Origin of the sequence: Shigella flexneri 2a str. 301 (assembly GCF_000006925.2) — a bacterium.
Lineage (GTDB): Bacteria > Pseudomonadota > Gammaproteobacteria > Enterobacterales > Enterobacteriaceae > ECMA0423.
On sequence record NC_004337.2, the window covers coordinates 4,562,080 to 4,579,265 of the forward strand.

At 50.6% G+C, this 17,186-nt stretch carries 19 protein-coding genes, 3 tRNA genes, 1 pseudogene and 2 other annotated features; of the genes and pseudogenes, 12 read left to right on the plus strand and 11 right to left on the minus strand.

Going from position 1 to position 17,186, the window contains the following annotated elements; genetic code table 11:
* The first annotated feature begins 192 nt into the window (after window positions 1-192).
* Window positions 193-1,229 (plus strand) — a sequence feature (Similar to Escherichia coli K12 oxidoreductase gi: 1790819 (346 aa). BLAST with identity of 98% in 346 aa. This CDS ontains frameshift. The sequence has been checked and is believed to be correct.).
* Window positions 193-1,229 (plus strand): annotated as a pseudogene (gene yjjN / locus SF4389). Its footprint overlaps the feature before it by 1,037 nt.
* A 137-nt stretch (window positions 1,230-1,366) precedes the next feature.
* Here yjjN and mdoB read toward each other — a convergent pair.
* From mdoB to yjjP, 6 genes are all read right to left on the minus strand, one after another.
* Window positions 1,367-3,619, minus strand: coding sequence for a phosphoglycerol transferase I (gene mdoB / locus SF4390; RefSeq protein ID NP_710098.4), 2,253 nt, complete (start codon window positions 3,617-3,619; stop codon window positions 1,367-1,369).
* Window positions 3,620-3,911: 292 nt separating this feature from the next.
* Window positions 3,912-4,409, minus strand: a complete 498-nt coding sequence (gene yjjA, locus SF4391; protein NP_710099.1) for a hypothetical protein — start codon at window positions 4,407-4,409, stop codon at window positions 3,912-3,914.
* Window positions 4,410-4,454: 45 nt separating this feature from the next.
* Entirely contained in the window at window positions 4,455-5,192 is a 738-nt protein-coding gene (gene dnaC, locus SF4392) for a DNA replication protein DnaC (protein NP_710100.1), read from the minus strand.
* A gap of 2 nt (window positions 5,193-5,194) precedes the next feature.
* On the minus strand, window positions 5,195-5,734 hold the full coding sequence (gene dnaT / locus SF4393) for a primosomal protein DnaI (RefSeq protein NP_710101.2): 540 nt from the start codon (window positions 5,732-5,734) through the stop codon (window positions 5,195-5,197).
* Window positions 5,735-5,840: 106 nt separating this feature from the next.
* Entirely contained in the window at window positions 5,841-6,329 is a 489-nt protein-coding gene (gene yjjB, locus SF4394; protein ID NP_710102.5) for a hypothetical protein, read from the minus strand.
* A complete protein-coding gene (gene yjjP, locus SF4395) occupies window positions 6,305-7,138 on the minus strand; it encodes a structural protein (protein NP_710103.1) in 834 nt (277 codons plus the stop codon). Before yjjP ends, yjjB begins: the two co-directional genes overlap by 25 nt.
* 505 nt (window positions 7,139-7,643) lie before the next feature.
* Window positions 7,644-8,411: a mobile genetic element, on the plus strand.
* On the opposite strand from yjjP, the gene insA reads away from it, so the two are divergent.
* The 4 genes from insA to bglJ all read left to right on the plus strand — a co-directional run bounded on the left by insA (window position 7,699) and on the right by bglJ (window position 9,617).
* Complete coding sequence (gene insA / locus SF4396; RefSeq protein NP_710104.1) at window positions 7,699-7,974, plus strand: insertion element IS1 protein InsA; 276 nt, start codon at window positions 7,699-7,701, stop codon at window positions 7,972-7,974. It overlaps the preceding feature by 276 nt.
* Window positions 8,001-8,396 carry an insertion element IS1 protein InsB gene (gene insB / locus SF4397; RefSeq protein ID NP_710105.1) on the plus strand — a complete coding sequence of 132 codons (396 nt, stop codon included), beginning with the start codon at window positions 8,001-8,003 and terminating at the stop codon, window positions 8,394-8,396. (Lies within the feature at window positions 7,644-8,411.)
* On the plus strand, window positions 8,398-8,982 hold the full coding sequence (gene yjjQ, locus SF4398; protein ID NP_710106.1) for a regulator: 585 nt from the start codon (window positions 8,398-8,400) through the stop codon (window positions 8,980-8,982).
* Window positions 8,940-9,617 carry a 2-component transcriptional regulator gene (bglJ, locus tag SF4399; RefSeq protein NP_710107.5) on the plus strand — a complete coding sequence of 226 codons (678 nt, stop codon included), beginning with the start codon at window positions 8,940-8,942 and terminating at the stop codon, window positions 9,615-9,617. The genes yjjQ and bglJ overlap by 43 nt, the downstream gene beginning before the upstream one ends.
* Window positions 9,618-9,654: 37 nt before the next feature.
* Here bglJ and fhuF read toward each other — a convergent pair whose 3' ends face one another.
* The gene (gene fhuF / locus SF4400) at window positions 9,655-10,443 is read right to left on the minus strand and encodes a ferric hydroximate transport ferric iron reductase (RefSeq protein ID NP_710108.1); all 789 of its coding nucleotides are present in this window, start codon (window positions 10,441-10,443) and stop codon (window positions 9,655-9,657) included.
* Between the two features lie 29 nt (window positions 10,444-10,472).
* Here fhuF and SF4401 point away from each other — a divergent pair, with 29 nt between their 5' ends.
* Window positions 10,473-10,820, plus strand: a complete 348-nt coding sequence (locus SF4401) for a hypothetical protein (RefSeq protein NP_710109.1) — start codon at window positions 10,473-10,475, stop codon at window positions 10,818-10,820.
* A gap of 38 nt (window positions 10,821-10,858) precedes the next feature.
* On the opposite strand, the gene SF4551 is transcribed toward SF4401, so the two are convergent.
* The 4 genes from SF4551 to rsmC form a co-directional block, all read right to left on the minus strand.
* Window positions 10,859-10,945 (minus strand) — tRNA-Leu (locus tag SF4551).
* Window positions 10,946-10,980: 35 nt separating this feature from the next.
* Window positions 10,981-11,069 (minus strand) — tRNA-Leu (locus SF4552).
* A 28-nt stretch (window positions 11,070-11,097) separates the two neighbouring features.
* Window positions 11,098-11,184 (minus strand) — tRNA-Leu (locus tag SF4553).
* 276 nt (window positions 11,185-11,460) lie between these two features.
* Complete coding sequence (gene rsmC, locus SF4402; RefSeq protein NP_710110.1) at window positions 11,461-12,492, minus strand: 16S rRNA methyltransferase; 1,032 nt, start codon at window positions 12,490-12,492, stop codon at window positions 11,461-11,463.
* Window positions 12,493-12,594: 102 nt separating this feature from the next.
* Here rsmC and holD point away from each other — a divergent pair, with 102 nt between their 5' ends.
* The 6 genes from holD to SF4408 all read left to right on the plus strand — a co-directional run bounded on the left by holD (window position 12,595) and on the right by SF4408 (window position 17,071).
* Entirely contained in the window at window positions 12,595-13,008 is a 414-nt protein-coding gene (gene holD / locus SF4403; RefSeq protein ID NP_710111.2) for a DNA polymerase III subunit psi, read from the plus strand.
* Entirely contained in the window at window positions 12,977-13,423 is a 447-nt protein-coding gene (rimI, locus tag SF4404) for a ribosomal-protein-alanine N-acetyltransferase (RefSeq protein NP_710112.1), read from the plus strand. Before holD ends, rimI begins: the two co-directional genes overlap by 32 nt.
* Window positions 13,424-13,437: 14 nt before the next feature.
* The gene (gene yjjG / locus SF4405) at window positions 13,438-14,115 is read left to right on the plus strand and encodes a dUMP phosphatase (RefSeq protein ID NP_710113.1); all 678 of its coding nucleotides are present in this window, start codon (window positions 13,438-13,440) and stop codon (window positions 14,113-14,115) included.
* Window positions 14,116-14,205: 90 nt separating this feature from the next.
* A complete protein-coding gene (gene prfC / locus SF4406; protein ID NP_710114.2) occupies window positions 14,206-15,795 on the plus strand; it encodes a peptide chain release factor 3 in 1,590 nt (529 codons plus the stop codon).
* A gap of 392 nt (window positions 15,796-16,187) precedes the next feature.
* A complete protein-coding gene (gene osmY / locus SF4407) occupies window positions 16,188-16,793 on the plus strand; it encodes a periplasmic protein (RefSeq protein ID NP_710115.2) in 606 nt (201 codons plus the stop codon).
* A gap of 86 nt (window positions 16,794-16,879) precedes the next feature.
* The gene (locus SF4408) at window positions 16,880-17,071 is read left to right on the plus strand and encodes a hypothetical protein (protein ID NP_710116.1); all 192 of its coding nucleotides are present in this window, start codon (window positions 16,880-16,882) and stop codon (window positions 17,069-17,071) included.
* Window positions 17,072-17,186 lie beyond the last annotated feature (115 nt).

A 17,186-nucleotide genomic window follows, 5' to 3' on the forward strand; every position in this document is an offset into this window, starting at 1 on the left:
TGACCCCGCGCCATATCATCAATGACCTGGTTAATCACATTGTGGCGTAAATTTTGTGAACGACTCATATTTTCCTCCTTGTGAGTCCATTAAAACCCGATTTAAAACATTTTTATGCGTGTGTTTTCACAAAACAGATTTTCCGTTCCGCTGCCATTTTTCATTTTCATTGATATCTAAGGCAACAAAAAATGGATAGCCGAATCATGTCTACGATGAATGTTTTAATTTGCCAGCAGCCGAAAGAATTAGTCTGGAAACAACGCGAGATACCTATTCCGGGTGACAATGAAGCATTAATAAAAATTAAGTCTGTCGGGATTTGCGGTACCGATATTCATGCCTAGGGTGGAAATCAACCATTTTTTAGTTATCCACGGGTTTTAGGCCATGAAATATGTGGGGAGATTGTTGGGCTGGGTAAAAATATTGCTGATCTTAAAAATGGTCAGCAAGTTGCTGTGATCCCTTATGTTGCCTGTCAGCAATGCCCGGCGTGTAAAAGCGGGCGTACCAACTGCTGTGAAAAAATTTCAGTCATTGGCGTGCATCAGGATGGCGGTTTTAGTGAGTATTTGAGCGTGCCGGTGGCGAACATTTTGCCCGCAGACGGTATTGACCCGCAGGCGGCCGCATTGATTGAACCTTTCGCTATTAGCGCTCATGCGGTGCGTCGCGCAGCCATTGCTCCCGGCGAGCAGGTGCTGGTGGTCGGGGCGGGGCCAATCGGTCTGGGCGCGGCGGCAATCGCTAAAGCCGATGGCGCACAGGTGGTGGTGGCGGATACCAGTCCGGCGCGCCGTGAACATGTGGCAACGCGTCTGGAGTTGCCCGTGCTGGACCCGTCAGCCGAAGATTTTGACGCGCAGCTGCGGGCGCAGTTTGGTGGTTCGCTGGCGCAGAAAGTGATCGACGCGACAGGTAATCAACATGCGATGAATAATACCGTGAATCTGATTCGTCACGGCGGCACGGTGGTATTTGTCGGTCTGTTTAAAGGTGAGTTGCAGTTCTCCGATCCGGAATTCCATAAAAAAGAAACGACGATGATGGGCAGCCGCAACGCCACGCCGGAAGATTTCGCTAAAGTCGGTCGACTGATGGCGGAAGGGAAAATCACTGCCGACATGATGTTAACCCATCGCTATCCGTTCGCCACGCTGGCAGAAACCTACGAGCGCGATGTGATTAACAATCGTGAGTTGATTAAGGGTGTAATTACTTTCTGATAAGGCGAGATTATTAAAGTTGCCATGCAGCGTCCGGGGAAGTGTTGGGCGCTGTTTTTTTTGTTTCTTAATAATGTGTTGTAAGCCGGAGAAGGCGTGTAGGTCGCACCCTATGCGACCTACACATCAGTCAGGAATTACCCTTCACGTTCTACCACTTTAATTTCCACCATGCCGATCCCGAGCTTACGCGGCGAGTGTCCGAGGATATTCCCTTCGTTGGTTGAGACAGGTTCCGGCGGCACAATTACCAGTGTGTCGGCATCGGTTGGGTTATCGAAATGCAGTGTGGTGGTGGTCACTTCATTGCCCAGCACAAGAGTTTGTTCTTCATTGCCTACGCGTACCGGAATAGGACGGCTGGCGTTATTGCCGTATGCTTTGGCGGTAATCACCAGGTCAAATTTCTTCGGCAGCGGATGCTTGTACTCGATTTTTACTTCATCGCCCAGCTGCGCGTTGGACCAGCGGCCCCACGACTCCGGACGGGAAATCCCGCTAAACTGTTTCACCTCTTCTGGCGCACCGGCGACGTTAAAGATGAAACTGTCGGCTTTGTAGCGAATATCGTTATCAACAATCTTCAGCGTATCGACATTGCCTTTGTAACGCGCCATGTCGATGACCGTATCTTTAAATGCCGTCTTGCTCTTCCATGTTGTTTTGTCAACATGCTGAACAATTTGCTGACCGCCAAGCTGCCCCTGCGAGACACACCAGTCGGTGGAAAGTGCCAGTTCCGGAGCCCAGAGTTGTGCCATCTTGTAGCAACTGTCAACCCAGACGAAATTGTCGCGTGGAGCGAAATCGGCCAGCTGGAAACGCAGCGGTGCTGAGTATTCGCTTTCCGGCAGCGGTTCCACGCGTTTGTCTGAAACCCGCAACAGCAGCGGCAAACGGAAATGGCTACCCGAGAAGGCAATCATGTTTTTCTGCTGGTCGATGGTGAACTCTTTCATCTCTTTAGGGAATTTCCACAGGCGGATGATATCTGGCTTCCACGCCAATGTTTTCTCTTTGATATTGAGGAAGATTTCCGACATCGACTGCCCGGATAAACTGCTACGACCAAGTCCGAGATAGTTATCGCCACCGAGAATGTCCAGCACCGTCGCGCCGTTATCCATCGTGTTACGCTTCACTGCCAGCGTCTTTTGCTGCGGCTTGTCGCCACGAATGACAAAAAACAGGTTATTGCGATCCTGCTTATTGAGGTATTTCCACGCCGTGTTGTTCATCGCTAAATGGTCAGAAGAGACGACGATGACAGTATCTTTAAACCACGGTGACGCTTTGATTTTGTTGATAAACGTCGCGATATTCTCCTGGCTGCAACTTACCGCGCTGAATGACTGATTCGGCTTACCGTCAAAATCATATTTTTTGCGGTTACAGGTGCGCGAGATAAAACCATCCGGGTGATGGGTATCGACTGTCAGGGTAAACAGTGAGAATCGCTGACCTGAGCGGGAAAGCTCTTCAAACTTTTTCCACGCTTCATCGAGAACGGTATCGTCGTAGAATCCCCAGTCGTTGCGATAGTGCGGGTCGGCTACCACGCTTTTCAGCTCTTCTGAGCCGTATAAGTGGTCGAAGCCGTGCGATTTCAGGAACACATCTTTACCGGCAAAACGCAGATTTGCGCCCTGCACGAAATAGTTCTGATAACCCGAGTTTTTCAGGATATCGCCCAGACAGATGTTCTGCGGGAAGAAGCTGGAGACAGAGGCGGAGGCGTTGCCTTCAAAGGGGGCGAACAGCGGTATGCCGCACTGAGAAGCCACCATGCCCGCAATCGTGTAATCCGTTCCTGGCAGCTGCTGCGTGTGGCTGAAATCCAGGCCTTCATTTTTCAACGCGCCCAGTTCAGGCGTGAGATCCGGGAAAGCTTCGTTATCAAAATAGGTCCGCTCGAGACTTTCGCCGTAGATATAAACCAGGTTGAGTTTCGGGTCAGGGATAGTTTTCGACGGCTCTTTATAATAAGCCGCAAAGTCCGGGTCGCCATCGCGTGACTGGGATTTCACCAGTTCCGTTATCTGACGAAATGCCGGGCTGGCGTCCACCGAACCCAGCGCCAGTAAGAGCGCCAGCAGGCTGTAACCAAAATGGTGCGGATGATGACGACGACGGCGCAGGATCCAGCCCAGCGCACCGAACACCGCCGTCAGCCCCAGCACAATGCCGATACCCGGCAGGATGTATTTGCTGACGCCAGCACCGGTCAGGCTGTTGGTTAAGGTATAGAGAACCGCGTCGTTAATACCATCGCCAGTAAAATAGTCGCTGGCAAACAGGGTGATATTTAAAACGACAAATAGCCCCAGCACCGTTAACGTGGCTGCAAACCACCAGGTGTTACGTCCCGCTTTCCATGCGTAAATCAGCACAGAGGCGAGAAAAAGGGCGAAAGAGAGTAGTTCTGACAATGGGCGATCCTCACTAAACCGGGCCGTTTAGCCAACGTTTAAGCTTTTTGAGAAGCACAATGTAATGGCGTCGCCATATTGCTGCAATTCTAGTGTCAAAAAAATGCGATGTTGTTAGGAATTAGTTTATAAACAGACTTTTTTGATCGCGGTCGCTTCCCGTGTAACAGGGGGAAAACCGTCCAGGAGCAGGGAAAAGGGCAGGAGAGAGCCGCGTCAGCCGGGTAACAGCTAAAACGCGGCGTTTCGCGGTTCAGGAAATGAAGTTCAGCCCCTGCTTTAACACCAGATCGCAGGCTTTGGTTTTCACCTTTTCTGCCAGCGGAGTCGTTCCGATGTTATCCAGATTGAGTTGCTGACCATCTTTTGTTTTCAGCAAACCCTGAATACCGTCCAGATAGTTGGTGTCTTCTTTTTGCTCTTCACTGTTCAGGCCCAGCTTTTCCAGCACCTGGTTCTTGATGTTTTCGGCATCGGTTACCGAAGCCAGCTTTTGCTTCGCGCAGTATTGCAGAATGCCTGCGGCATTGTTCATGTTATCTGCGCTTAAGGCTTGGTTTCCGCTGCTAAGCAAGTTAGTTAATGACGCGAGCGACCAACCGCCTTCCTGTGTCGTGCTGTTTTGGTTGCCAAGTTCGCTGGCGGCGCTGGAGAGCGCATCTTTCCAGGACGCAGCATGCACCCCGGTGGAAATTAATGCGCTGGCGGCAATGGCACAGCACAGAAGATGTTTAATAGTTTTCATCATCATTACTCAAGGTGGAATTGTGTCGCAGTATACCGCCAGAAACGGGGATTAATACTCTTTACCCGTTACCCGGCTACGGTAGCTATCCCAGTTGAAGATCACCCATAAACTGTTACCCAGGCGCATACGGTCCATCACGCGTTCGCCCAGCAACTTGGTCATCTCTTCCATATTACTGTTGGTCAGCATCCCGGTTGGGCGTTTGGAAGAAGAGCGGCGATCGACGATCTGGTTGATGATCACTTTTTCGTATTTCGATTCGGTCTGCACGCCGATCTCATCGATCACCAGCAGATCAACGTTGCTCAGATCGTTAAGCAGTTGTTCTTCGCTGGTACCGCTATTCCTGAAGGTATCTTTCATCGCCGACATAATATCGGCCACGGTGATGATCAATACGGATTTACCGCGTAGCAGCAGCTCGTTGCAGATTGCCGCCGCCAGATGGTTTTTGCCGGTTCCTGGCTTACCAGAAAAGATGAAGCTGGCGATGTTGCCGTCAAACTCTTCGACATACTGGCGCGCTTTGCTTAACGCATTCATCTGCCCTTCACACTCAACGCGATAGTTCTCAAAGGAGCAGTTCTGATGCAGTGGACGAATACCGGAGCGGTTAAAGGTGCGCTGCATTTTCATCGCCCGATTTTCACGTTCGAGAGCGGCGGAGCGGATCGCCCCTTGTTCTTTCTGCCAGGCCAGTAGCTCTTCACCCGTTTTGAATGCAGGTTTGATATGGGCAGGCATCATTTTTTGCAGGCGTTGCATCAGGTCGCCAACGTTTTTCATCGTTACCCTCTGAATCCTGGTGGAATTTGGCTGTCAGGTTCACTGACCGTATTCACATCTCGTTTCGGCAGTCCGCCGTTGCTGGCACGACCGATTTGCAGGCTGCGCGCCAGTTTTTGTTGCCACTGCACATGGTGAAAGACTTTACCTTCCGCCTGCCAGTAGGCAATGAATGAGGCCAGTTCTTCGGTGGTCACCGGCTCTCTTAGCGCCACGCCCCATAGCGCCGCCAGGCGGATAAAATCGGCATCGGGTTGCCAGTCCGGATACATGGCGAATTTCCCCATGGGTACAGCAACGGGAGCGGCTTGCGGTTCCTGATAGAGTTGATCGTCCAGAGCGACATCGCTTCCCGGACGCGCTAGCTTTTCTTCCAGCGCCAGCAGTTCAGCCAGGCGTGCAGGCGTGACGGCATAAAACGCCGGGGCATTGTTAGCAAATACGGCAACCACACCGCCTTCAGCTTTTGCCAGAACGGTTTGGTGATCGTGTACCAGGGCGTCAATACCAACGACGTCCGGGGTCAAAACTCTGGAAGACATACTGTTTCTCAAATATGGAACGATGAACGAGAAGGGAGATAACTTTTATAGTAACACACGGAGGAGAGGAGGCTGTCTCTCATCCGTGTGCTTAAGCGAGGCAATTTTATACGCGAGGGCGCTTGCGGTACAACCATAATCTAGGAATGGAAAGACCGATGGATAACGCACCAACAATCGATGAAGCTGTAAGAAAGTTGGTTAACAGGGTAATCATCAACGGTTCGCTGTAACCTAACTGGCTGATTTTTACCGACGAAATCATTGCGGTATAAGCCGATATGCCCGGGAACATAGGGATAACGGCCGCCACGGTAAACACTTTCGGATGCGCCAGATACCAGCGCGACCATTGAATACCAATGGTACCGACCAGCATAGAAGCCATAAAGGTTGACCACTCAATATTCAACCCGCTGGTCATCAAGATCATTCGGGAACCATGACCTATCGAGCCAAGCAGCGCACACCAGCGTAACGCCCGCACGGGAACGTTGAACACCATCGCAAAGCCGACCGCAGGAATGGCGGCGAGGATCATATCCTGCGCCAACGCTAACAGAAATTCGATCACACCCATCCGCGTAGCCCCCAAATCGTCAGTGCCATCACTACGCCGACGCAGGTAGCCAGTGTCAGCAGACTGGCGATCGCCCAGCGTGCCAGTCCGGTATTGATGTGGCCTTTAAACATATCGGCGACGGCATTAATCAACGGAAAGCCCGGCACTAGCAGCAGAACGCTGGCGGCCATCGCAATGGTGGGGGTATTGCTGAAAGTGGGGAGTTGCAAAAGCAATCCGGAAATGGTGGTGGCGGCGAAAGCGGTAAGGCAAAAGTTGATCTGTGGATGAAGATGACGTTGTGCCAGCAGCTGGCGGATATACATCGCGGTCGTACTGGCAAAGAAGGTGATGACGGCACCATCCCAGCCACCGTTATTGAGTTTACAGAAACAGGCGCAAGAAAGGCCAACCATTAAGGCTACCAGCCATCTTGGGTAACGTAATGGTTGAATTTGGCTAAATCGTTTCTCTACGCCTTTGTAATCCAGCAGATGATGCTCCGCAAGAATCACAATGTGCTGGACTTCAGTCACCACATGCATATTAATGCCGCGATCGTGATTTTTACGTGTCGATGTCAGGCATTGCCCATCTTTAATAGTTGTCAGCACTATGGCGTTCGAAGAGATAGAACTTTCGACGCTGTCCATTCCCAGCGCCCGACCCAGTCGTGAGGAAAGCTCATCAACCAACGCGCTTTCCGCACCATGTTGCAAAAGAAATAATCCACACTGGATACAAAGCCGCGTTACGGCTCGCTGTTGCTCAGTTTGCATAACTCGCCCTTTGTCATAGACGTGCTGCGTATTGTTCAGATAATGAGAATCCATTTGTATCATGAAGCACGGTTGTTTTGCGGTAGGTTAAGATCAAAATTGCGCTGATTAATCCTGGTTATTGGGACAAGCTCGGTGATAAAAAGCGAATTATCTCTCGCCGCAAACAAACTATCACATGAATATTATCACTATAATGAATTTATTGTTTAGCCTTTACGGGTCAGGATAATAGATAGCTGGGCGCGTTTTTTAGTGTTAACAAGTTAAAATCATCAGATTTTATTGAATAAATATTGATTGTGTGATTCCCGCATTCTGCGGGAAGAGATATCATTTAATTATAAATTAAATGAATGAGATTTCTGTTTTTCATTAAGTATTTCTAACAACTTAATGTAGATATTTTAAATGTCTCCAGGCTATTTCACCAGGTTATCATTTGATGCTAACCTTCTGACACATGCAGTGGAGTTGTTGTGCAGCAGGAGTATGCTGATATGAAAGTGAATGCTAAGGATAATTTATTCGCTTAATCTATTAATTTGCTGGAAACATTTAAGGAATGGGTAATGCTGCCAACTTACTGATTTAGTGTATGATGGTGATTTTAAGGTGCTTGCGTGGCTTCCATTTCCATCAGATGTCCTTCCTGCTCCGCTACTGAAGGCGTGGTGCGTAACGGCAAAAGCACTGCCGGACATCAGCGCTATCTCTGCTCTCATTGCCGTAAAACATGGCAACTACAGTTCACTTACACCGCCTCTCAGCCCGGTAAGCACCAGAAAATCATTGATATGGCCATGAATGGCGTCGGATGTCGCGCCAGTGCACGCATTATGGGCGTTGGCCTCAACACGGTTTTACGTCACTTAAAAAACTCAGGCCGCAGTCGGTAACCTCGCGCATACAACCGGGCAGTGATGTGATTGTCTGCGCTGAAATGGACGAACATTGGGGCTACGTCGGTGCTAAATCACGTCAGCGCTGGCTGTTTTACGCGTATGACAGGATACGGAGGACGGTTGTGGCGCACGTCTTCGGTGAACGCACTCTGGCCACACTGGAGCGTCTTCTGAGCCTGCTGTCGGCCTTTGAGGTCGTGGTATGGATGACGGATGGCTGGCCGCTGTATGAATCACGCCTGAAGGGAAAGCTGCACGTTATCAGCAAGCGTTACACTCAGCGCATTGAGCGACATAATCTGAATCTGAGACAACATCTGGCAAGGCTGGTACGGAAGTCACTGTCGTTCTCAAAATCGGTGGAGCTGCATGACAAGGTCATCGGGCATTATCTGAACATAAAACACTATCAGTAAGTTGGAGTCATTACCCGGATTAGTCATTGCTGATTTAGCCGGTGAAAGTGAAGATCCACGTTCTGTTTGTGAACATTATTATTCTTTAATCTCACAATATCGGGAAATTCACTGGGTTTTCATGGTGTCACGCTCCTGGTATTCCCAGGCTGTAGAACTGCTCATGTGCCCTACGGCGACGTTATTGTCTGATGTTGAACCCATTGAGAATCTGGTCAAGACCGTACGTTCCGGCAATACGCACGCAGAGCGTATCAGCGCCATGCTGACCTCTCCGGCAATGACTGAAACTCATGATTTTAGCTATCGCTCCGTCATTCTCACTCTTTCAGAGCGCAAGGTACTGCGGCTATTAGGTAAAGGATGGGGCATCAACCAGATAGCTTCATTGCTTAAGAAAAGTAATAAAACTATCAGCGCCCAAAAAAACAGTGCGATGCGTCGACTGGCAATTCACAGCAACGCTGAAATGTATGCATGGATAAATAGCGCGCAGGGTGCAAGAGAACTTAACTTGCCTTCTGTTTATGGAGATGCCGCAGAATGGAACACAGCCGAATTAAGAAGAGAAATGTCGCACTCATAGAAAAATGCGTCATGAGTAGTATCGGTATTGAGAGTTTATTCAGAAAGTTTGCGGGCAACCCTTATAAGCTCCATACCTATACCAGTCAGGAGTCATTTCAGGATGCCATGTCGCGGATCTCGTTTGCGGCGGTCATTTTTTCTTTTTCTGCCATGAGAAGTGAGCGCAGAGAGGGATTATCTTGCCTGACTGAGCTGGCGATTAAGTTTCCGCGTACCCGGCGTTTAGTTATTGTGGATGATGATATTGAAGCTCGGCTGATTGGTTCATTGTCGCCATCACCGCTGGACGGTGTATTAAGTAAAGCGTCAACGCTGGAGATTTTTCATCAGGAACTCTTTTTGTCATTAAATGGTGTACGTCAGGCGACCGACCGACTGAACAATCAGTGGTACATTAACCAAAGCCGGACGTTAAGCCCGACGGAGAGAGAAATATTGCGCTTTATGTCGCGTGGCTACTCAATGACACAAATTGCCGAGCAGCTTAAACGTAATATCAAAACGATCCGAGCGCATAAATTTAATGTGATGTCGAAACTGGGCGTCAGTTCTGATGCAGGGTTGTTGGAGGCCGCAGATATTCTGTTATGTATGCGGCATTGCGAAGCAAGTAATGTGTTGCATCCCTATTAATCCGCATGATGCCGGGTTTACTTCCCCGGCAGTGCTTTCATTTCAGCGTACAATAGCCACATTGCTGCACATCCGGTAAGCGATAACGCTGGCAGCAAGTGCGGCGCACCAGCAGGCCGTCGCGCAGTACCACGGTACGCCAGAGTGGATTATCTTCACCGTTCGTGAGCGTTTTCTCAAAAAAGAGGGCATGGCGCAGCGATTCAACAGTAGCCTCGCCGAGCAGTTGCTTCATCTCAGTGAGATACCAGTTGATCAAATAACCGGTATTACTCCAGATAAGTTTGCCGTTGATCTCTCCGGTCGCTTCTAGTGCTTGCACAACCGGAACCAGCGCCTGGCTGATTAACGTTTCCATTCGCTGCTGCGGCGAATGTGGTGTTGCGTTTTTATCTTCACACACATCGACCCAGAAACAGGCGACGCGTCCGGTTTCGTGAAACTCAGCATGGAAATGTTCCGGCGACACATCTAATGCTTTTTCCTGCGTCAGTAGCGCCAGCATTAATGGTGGCACCATCAGGCCGATATACCATTGTGCCCATAGTGAGATCAGCGGTTTGTTCTCGCGGATCATCGTTGGTTGGTTGCGATAGATATGATCGGAATAGACCGCCAGTAGAGAACTTAGCGCATTCGGTGATGACCATTGCGCCAGCGTCATGGCGTTAAGCGGAGCGGGTTCATCCAGGCGGATAAACTCCAGCAAATGTTCACGATGTTTGGCGATCATCGCCCGTACGGCTTGTGCAAGCCCAGCATCCTGCGGCTGGAGATGCGTTCGCCAGATGACATCTTCATAGAGCGGTGCGGAACGATAGGCCATAATCGTGATAGTAATCTAAATGATAATGATTGCTAATCCTAGCGATAGGTTTACTCGATAGCAAGGGATTTCTCTGGCTTGCAAATGATAAAAATTATCATATGATATTGGTTTTCATTATCAATGAAAGAGATGAAACCATGTTGCAACGTACGCTGGGCAGTGGCTGGGGAGTGTTGCTGCCGGGATTGCTGATTGCAGGGCTGATGTATGCGGATTTATCGCCGGATCAGTGGCGGATTGTCATTCTGATGGGATTAGTATTGACGCCGGTGATGCTGTATCACAAACAGTTGCGGCATTACATTTTGCTACCATCGTGCCTGGCGCTTATTGCTGGCATCATGCTGATGATAATGAATTTGAATCAGGGATGACAAAACAGGGAAGAAACAAGAAAGGAAGTAAAGATAATTGGTGCGAGGGGGGGGACTTGAACCCCCACGTCCGTAAGGACACTAACACCTGAAGCTAGCGCGTCTACCAATTCCGCCACCTTCGCACAGTCATCTTACTTTTTTTGATATCGCCATAATTTGGTGCTTAGTGGGGGGGACTGGATCCCCCACCTCTTTATGAACACTAACACCTGAGGCTAGCGCGTCTACCAATTCCGCCACCTTCGCCCAGTGCGAGCAATATCAACGTGATTTTTGGTGCGAGGGGGGGGACTTGAACCCCCACGTCCGTAAGGACACTAACACCTGAAGCTAGCGCGTCTACCAATTCCGCCACCTTCGCATACCATCAATTCTTAAAAAGAATTGCTACCACGGAGGCGCATTCTAGTGGTTTTCAGCTTTTCGTCAATAGTTAATTATCGCCTGATGTGTAATTGCTGGAAAAATGTCCATCAGGAAACTAGCGTGCAGGTTTGGTAGGCATGCGGGGGCAGATGCCAGATGCGACGCTGGCGCGTCTTATCTGGCCTACGAAGGGCTAACGTGCAGGTTTTGTAGGTCGGATAAGGCGTTCACGCCGCATCCGACACGGTATGCGGCGACAGATATCAGATACTCAACCTTTCTTCGCCTGGCGGGTCATAATGGCGCGATATACCTTGAAGCGCCCGGTTTGCGCGATAACTTCATGGAAGCCAAATGTCTCATCCAGCACGTCCGGGTAAGGCAGGAAGGCGTTCGCTACAATTCGCAGCTCGCCGCCGCTATTAAGATGACGCACCGCGCCACGAATCAGCGTTTGCGCCGCATCCAGGCTGGTTTGCATCCCATCGTGGAACGGCGGGTTGGAGATGATCATATCAAAACAACCTTTCACCTCGGAAAAGACGTTGCTGGCAAAGACTTCACCTTCAACACCGTTGGCTGCAAGTGTTGCGCGGCTGGCTTCTACCGCCGGGGCAGAGACATCGCACAAGGTGAGACGAATTTTCGGCGAATGGCGCGCAAAGGCAACTGAAAGTACACCCGCGCCACAGCCGACATCCAGCACTTTACCTTTCGTGTGCGGAGTTAACGTCGAGAGCAGCAACTGGCTACCGACATCCAGACCGTCGCGGCTAAACACGCCAGGCAGCGTTTTGACCGTCAGGCCATCGACGCTGTATTCGCCCCAGAATTTATCCGCATCAAATACTGGCTGTTTTTCCAGACGACCAAAATAGAGGCCACAGCGACGAGCGCTGTCGACTTTATTCAACGGCGCATAATCTGCCAGCATCTGCTCAGCGCTGCGCACGCCGCTGCGGTTCTCGCCAACGACAAAAATATCTGTCCCCACTGGCAGCAGAGAAAGTAAATTCATCAACTGGAACTGGGCTTCCGGTTTGTTCTTCGGCCAGTAGTAAATCAGCGTATCGCAATCTGCGACATCATTCGCCGTGGCGACCAGACTAAAACGGGCGTTATCCCCCATCTGGCAGCTTAACACCTGCCAATGGTGGAATTGCTGGGTATGAGCACGGCTGGCCGCGGTATCTAAACGCGCGGGCAGGTCATCCTGTAAGTCTCCGGCAAACAGAATACGGCTTTGTTCGAAATCATCACTGTGACGCAGCAAGACTTCACTTGCCGGGGTAAATGCAGACATGGAATGCTCCTCAATTGATACTGGCGGCGATTATAGCCATATGTTGGCGCGGTATCGACGAATTTGCTATATTTGCGCCCCTGACAACAGGAGCGATTCGCTATGACATCCCGACGAGACTGGCAGTTACAGCAACTGGGCATTACCCAGTGGTCGCTGCGTCGCCCTGGCGCGTTGCAGGGGGAGATTGCCATTGCGAGCCCGGCACACGTCCGTCTGGTGATGGTGGCAAACGATCTTCCCGCCCTGACTGATCCTTTAGTGAGCGATGTTCTGCGCGCATTAACCGTCAGCCCCGATCAAGTGCTGCAACTGACGCCAGAAAAAATCGCGATGCTGCCGCAAGGCAGTCGCTGCAACAGCTGGCGGTTGGGTACTGACGAACCGCTATCATTGGAAGGCGCTCAGGTGGCATCACCGGCGCTCACCGAATTACGGGCAAACCCAACGGCACGCGCCGCGTTATGGCAACAAATTTGCACATATGAACACGATTTCTTCCCTCGAAACGACTGATTTACCAGCGGCTTACCACATTGAACAACGCGCCCACGCCTTTCCGTGGAGTGAAAAAACCTTTGCCAGCAACCAGGGCGAGCGTTATCTCAACTTTCAGTTAACGCAAAACGGCAAAATGGCGGCGTTTGCGATTACGCAAGTGGTGCTGGATGAAGCTACATTGTTCAATATTGCGGTCGATCCCGACTATCAGCGTCAGGGGCTGGGTAGGGCGCTGCTGGAACATCTGATCGACGAACTGGAAAAACGCGGCGTGGCGACACTATGGCTGGAAGTCCGTGCCTCAAATGCTGCCGCCATTGCCCTGTACGAAAGTTTAGGCTTTAACGAGGCGACGATTCGCCGCAATTACTACCCCACCACGGACGGTCGCGAAGACGCCATCATCATGGCGTTGCCAATCAGTATGTAAGACAAGGTGGAATAATGAAGTGGGACTGGATTTTCTTTGATGCCGATGAAACGCTGTTTACCTTTGACTCATTCACCGGCCTGCAGCGGATGTTTCTTGATTACAGCGTCACCTTTACCGCTGAAGATTTTCAGGACTATCAGGCCGTTAACAAGCCACTGTGGGTGGATTATCAAAACGGCGCGATCACTTCATTACAGCTTCAGCACGGGCGTTTCGAGAGCTGGGCCGAACGGCTGAAAGTTGAAGCAGGCTTGCTTAACGATGCCTTTATTAATGCGATGGCGGAAATCTGTACGCCGTTGCCGGGCGCGGTTTCTCTGCTTAACGCCATTCGTAGCAACGCTAAAATCGGCATCATCACCAACGGTTTTAGCGCCTTGCAGCAAGTGCGTCTGGAACGGACGGGCCTGCGTGATTACTTCGATTTGCTGGTGATTTCCGAAGAAGTTGGCGTTGCCAAACCGAATAAGAAAATTTTCGATTATGCGCTGGAACAGGCGGGCAATCCTGACCGTTCACGCGTGCTGATGGTTGGCGACACTGCCGAGTCCGATATTCTCGGTGGCATCAACGCCGGGCTTGCGACCTGCTGGCTGAATGCGCACAATCGCGAGCAACCAGAAGGCATCGCGCCCACCTGGACCGTTTCTTCGTTGCACGAACTGGAGCAGCTCCTGTGTAAACACTGATTGCCTCCCCCCCGTTGATGGGTAAAATAGCCGCAATTTTTCGTTTTCAACAAGCGCGGCGCGATGCCGCTTACTCAAGAAGAAAGAATTATGACGTTGTCTCCTTATTTGAAAGAGGTGGCGAAGCGCCGCACTTTTGCCATTATTTCTCACCCGGACGCCGGTAAAACTACCATCACCGAGAAGGTGCTGCTGTTCGGACAGGCCATTCAGACCGCCGGTACAGTAAAAGGCCGTGGTTCCAACCAGCACGCTAAGTCGGACTGGATGGAGATGGAAAAGCAGCGTGGGATCTCCATTACTACGTCTGTGATGCAGTTTCCGTATCACGATTGCCTGGTTAACCTGCTCGACACCCCGGGGCACGAAGACTTCTCGGAAGATACCTATCGTACCCTGACGGCGGTGGACTGCTGCCTGATGGTTATCGACGCCGCAAAAGGTGTTGAAGATCGTACCCGTAAGCTGATGGAAGTTACCCGTCTGCGCGACACGCCGATCCTCACCTTTATGAACAAACTTGACCGTGATATCCGCGACCCGATGGAACTGCTCGATGAAGTTGAGAACGAGCTGAAAATTGGCTGCGCACCGATCACTTGGCCAATTGGCTGCGGCAAGCTGTTTAAAGGCGTTTACCACCTTTATAAAGATGAAACCTATCTCTATCAGAGCGGTAAAGGGCACACCATTCAGGAAGTCCGCATTGTTAAAGGGCTGAATAACCCGGATCTCGATGCTGCGGTTGGTGAAGATCTGGCACAGCAGCTGCGTGACGAACTGGAACTGGTTAAAGGCGCGTCTAACGAGTTCGACAAAGAGCTGTTCCTTGCGGGCGAAATCACTCCGGTATTCTTCGGTACTGCGCTGGGTAACTTCGGCGTTGATCATATGCTGAATGGCCTGGTGGAGTGGGCGCCTGCGCCGATGCCGCGTCAGACCGATACCCGTACCGTAGAAGCGAGCGAAGATAAATTTACCGGCTTCGTATTTAAAATTCAGGCCAACATGGATCCGAAACACCGCGACCGCGTGGCGTTTATGCGTGTGGTGTCCGGTAAATATGAAAAAGGCATGAAACTGCGCCAGGTGCGCACTGCGAAAGATGTGGTGATCTCCGACGCGCTGACCTTTATGGCGGGTGACCGTTCGCACGTTGAAGAAGCGTATCCGGGCGATATCCTCGGCCTGCACAACCACGGCACCATTCAGATCGGCGACACCTTTACCCAGGGTGAGATGATGAAGTTCACCGGTATTCCGAACTTCGCACCAGAACTGTTCCGTCGTATCCGCCTGAAAGATCCGCTGAAGCAAAAACAGCTGCTCAAAGGGCTGGTACAGCTTTCCGAAGAGGGCGCGGTGCAGGTGTTCCGTCCAATCTCCAACAACGATCTGATCGTTGGTGCGGTTGGTGTGCTGCAGTTTGATGTGGTGGTAGCGCGCCTGAAGAGCGAATACAACGTTGAAGCAGTGTATGAGTCAGTCAACGTTGCCACTGCCCGCTGGGTAGAATGTGCAGACGCGAAGAAATTCGAAGAGTTCAAGCGTAAGAACGAAAGCCAACTGGCGCTTGATGGCGGCGATAACCTCGCTTACATCGCTACCAGCATGGTCAACCTGCGCCTGGCACAGGAACGTTATCCGGACGTTCAGTTCCACCAGACCCGCGAGCATTAATTCTTGCCTCCAGGGCGCGGTAGCCGCTGCGCCCTGTCAATTTCCCTTCCTTATTAGCCGCTTACGGAATGTTCTTAAAACATTCACTTTTGCTTATGTTTTCGCTGATATCCCGAGCGGTTTCAAAATTGTGATCTATATTTAACAAAGTGATGACATTTCTGATGGCGTTAAATACCGTTCAATGCGTAGATATTAGTATCTAAAGCCGTCGATTGTCATTCTACCGATATTAATAACTGATTCAGAGGCTGTAATGGTCGTTATTCATCACCCATCGCTTTTGTGATGGCGACCATTGACTTCTGTAGAGGGTGAAGTCTCTCCCTATTCAGCAATGCAACCTCGTGTTGCTAGGCTCAAATTACGAGCAAACATACAGGAATAAATCGATGACTATGACAAGACTGAAGATTTCGAAAACTCTGCTGGCTGTAATGTTGACCTCTGCCGTCGCGACCGGCTCTGCCTACGCGGAAAACAACGCGCAGACTACCAATGAAAGCGCAGGGCAAAAAGTCGATAGCTCTATGAATAAAGTCGGTAATTTCATGGATGACAGCGCCATCACCGCGAAAGTGAAGGCGGCGCTGGTGGATCATGACAACATCAAGAGCACCGATATCTCTGTCAAAACCGATCAAAAAGTCGTGACCCTGAGCGGTTTCGTTGAAAGTCAGGCCCAGGCCGAAGAGGCAGTGAAAGTGGCGAAAGGCGTTGAAGGCGTGACCTCTGTCAGCGACAAACTGCACGTTCGCGACGCTAAAGAAGGCTCGGTGAAGGGCTACGCGGGTGACACCGCCACCACCAGTGAAATCAAAGCCAAACTGCTGGCGGACGATATCGTCCCTTCACGTAAAGTGAAAGTTGAAACCACCGATGGCGTGGTTCAGCTCTCCGGTACCGTAGATTCTCAGGCACAAAGTGACCGTGCTGAAAGTATCGCCAAAGCGGTAGATGGTGTGAAAAGCGTTAAAAATGATCTGAAAACTAAGTAATTCGTCCTCCCGAACTTTGTCGGGAGGCGCGATGTGCACCACACTAAAAATATCGCATTGAGTGATTTTCACGCTCATATCAAGCGGTGACATTAACTATGGTAAAGGAGACGCTTATGTTTCGTTGGGGCATCATATTTCTGGTTATCGCGTTAATCGCCGCCGCACTTGGGTTTGGTGGTCTGGCCGGTACCGCTGCAGGCGCAGCTAAAATTGTCTTTGTCGTCGGGATTATTCTGTTCCTAGTGAGTTTGTTCATGGGCCGAAAACGACCCTAGATTTCAGACCATTAAGAAAATTTTATCCAAAGCCAGTCCAGCGGACTGGCTTTTGCGGTTTTAGCGAATAATAAATTGCGTTACTTTGTCTTTCTTTCACAACAAAAACAGGAAG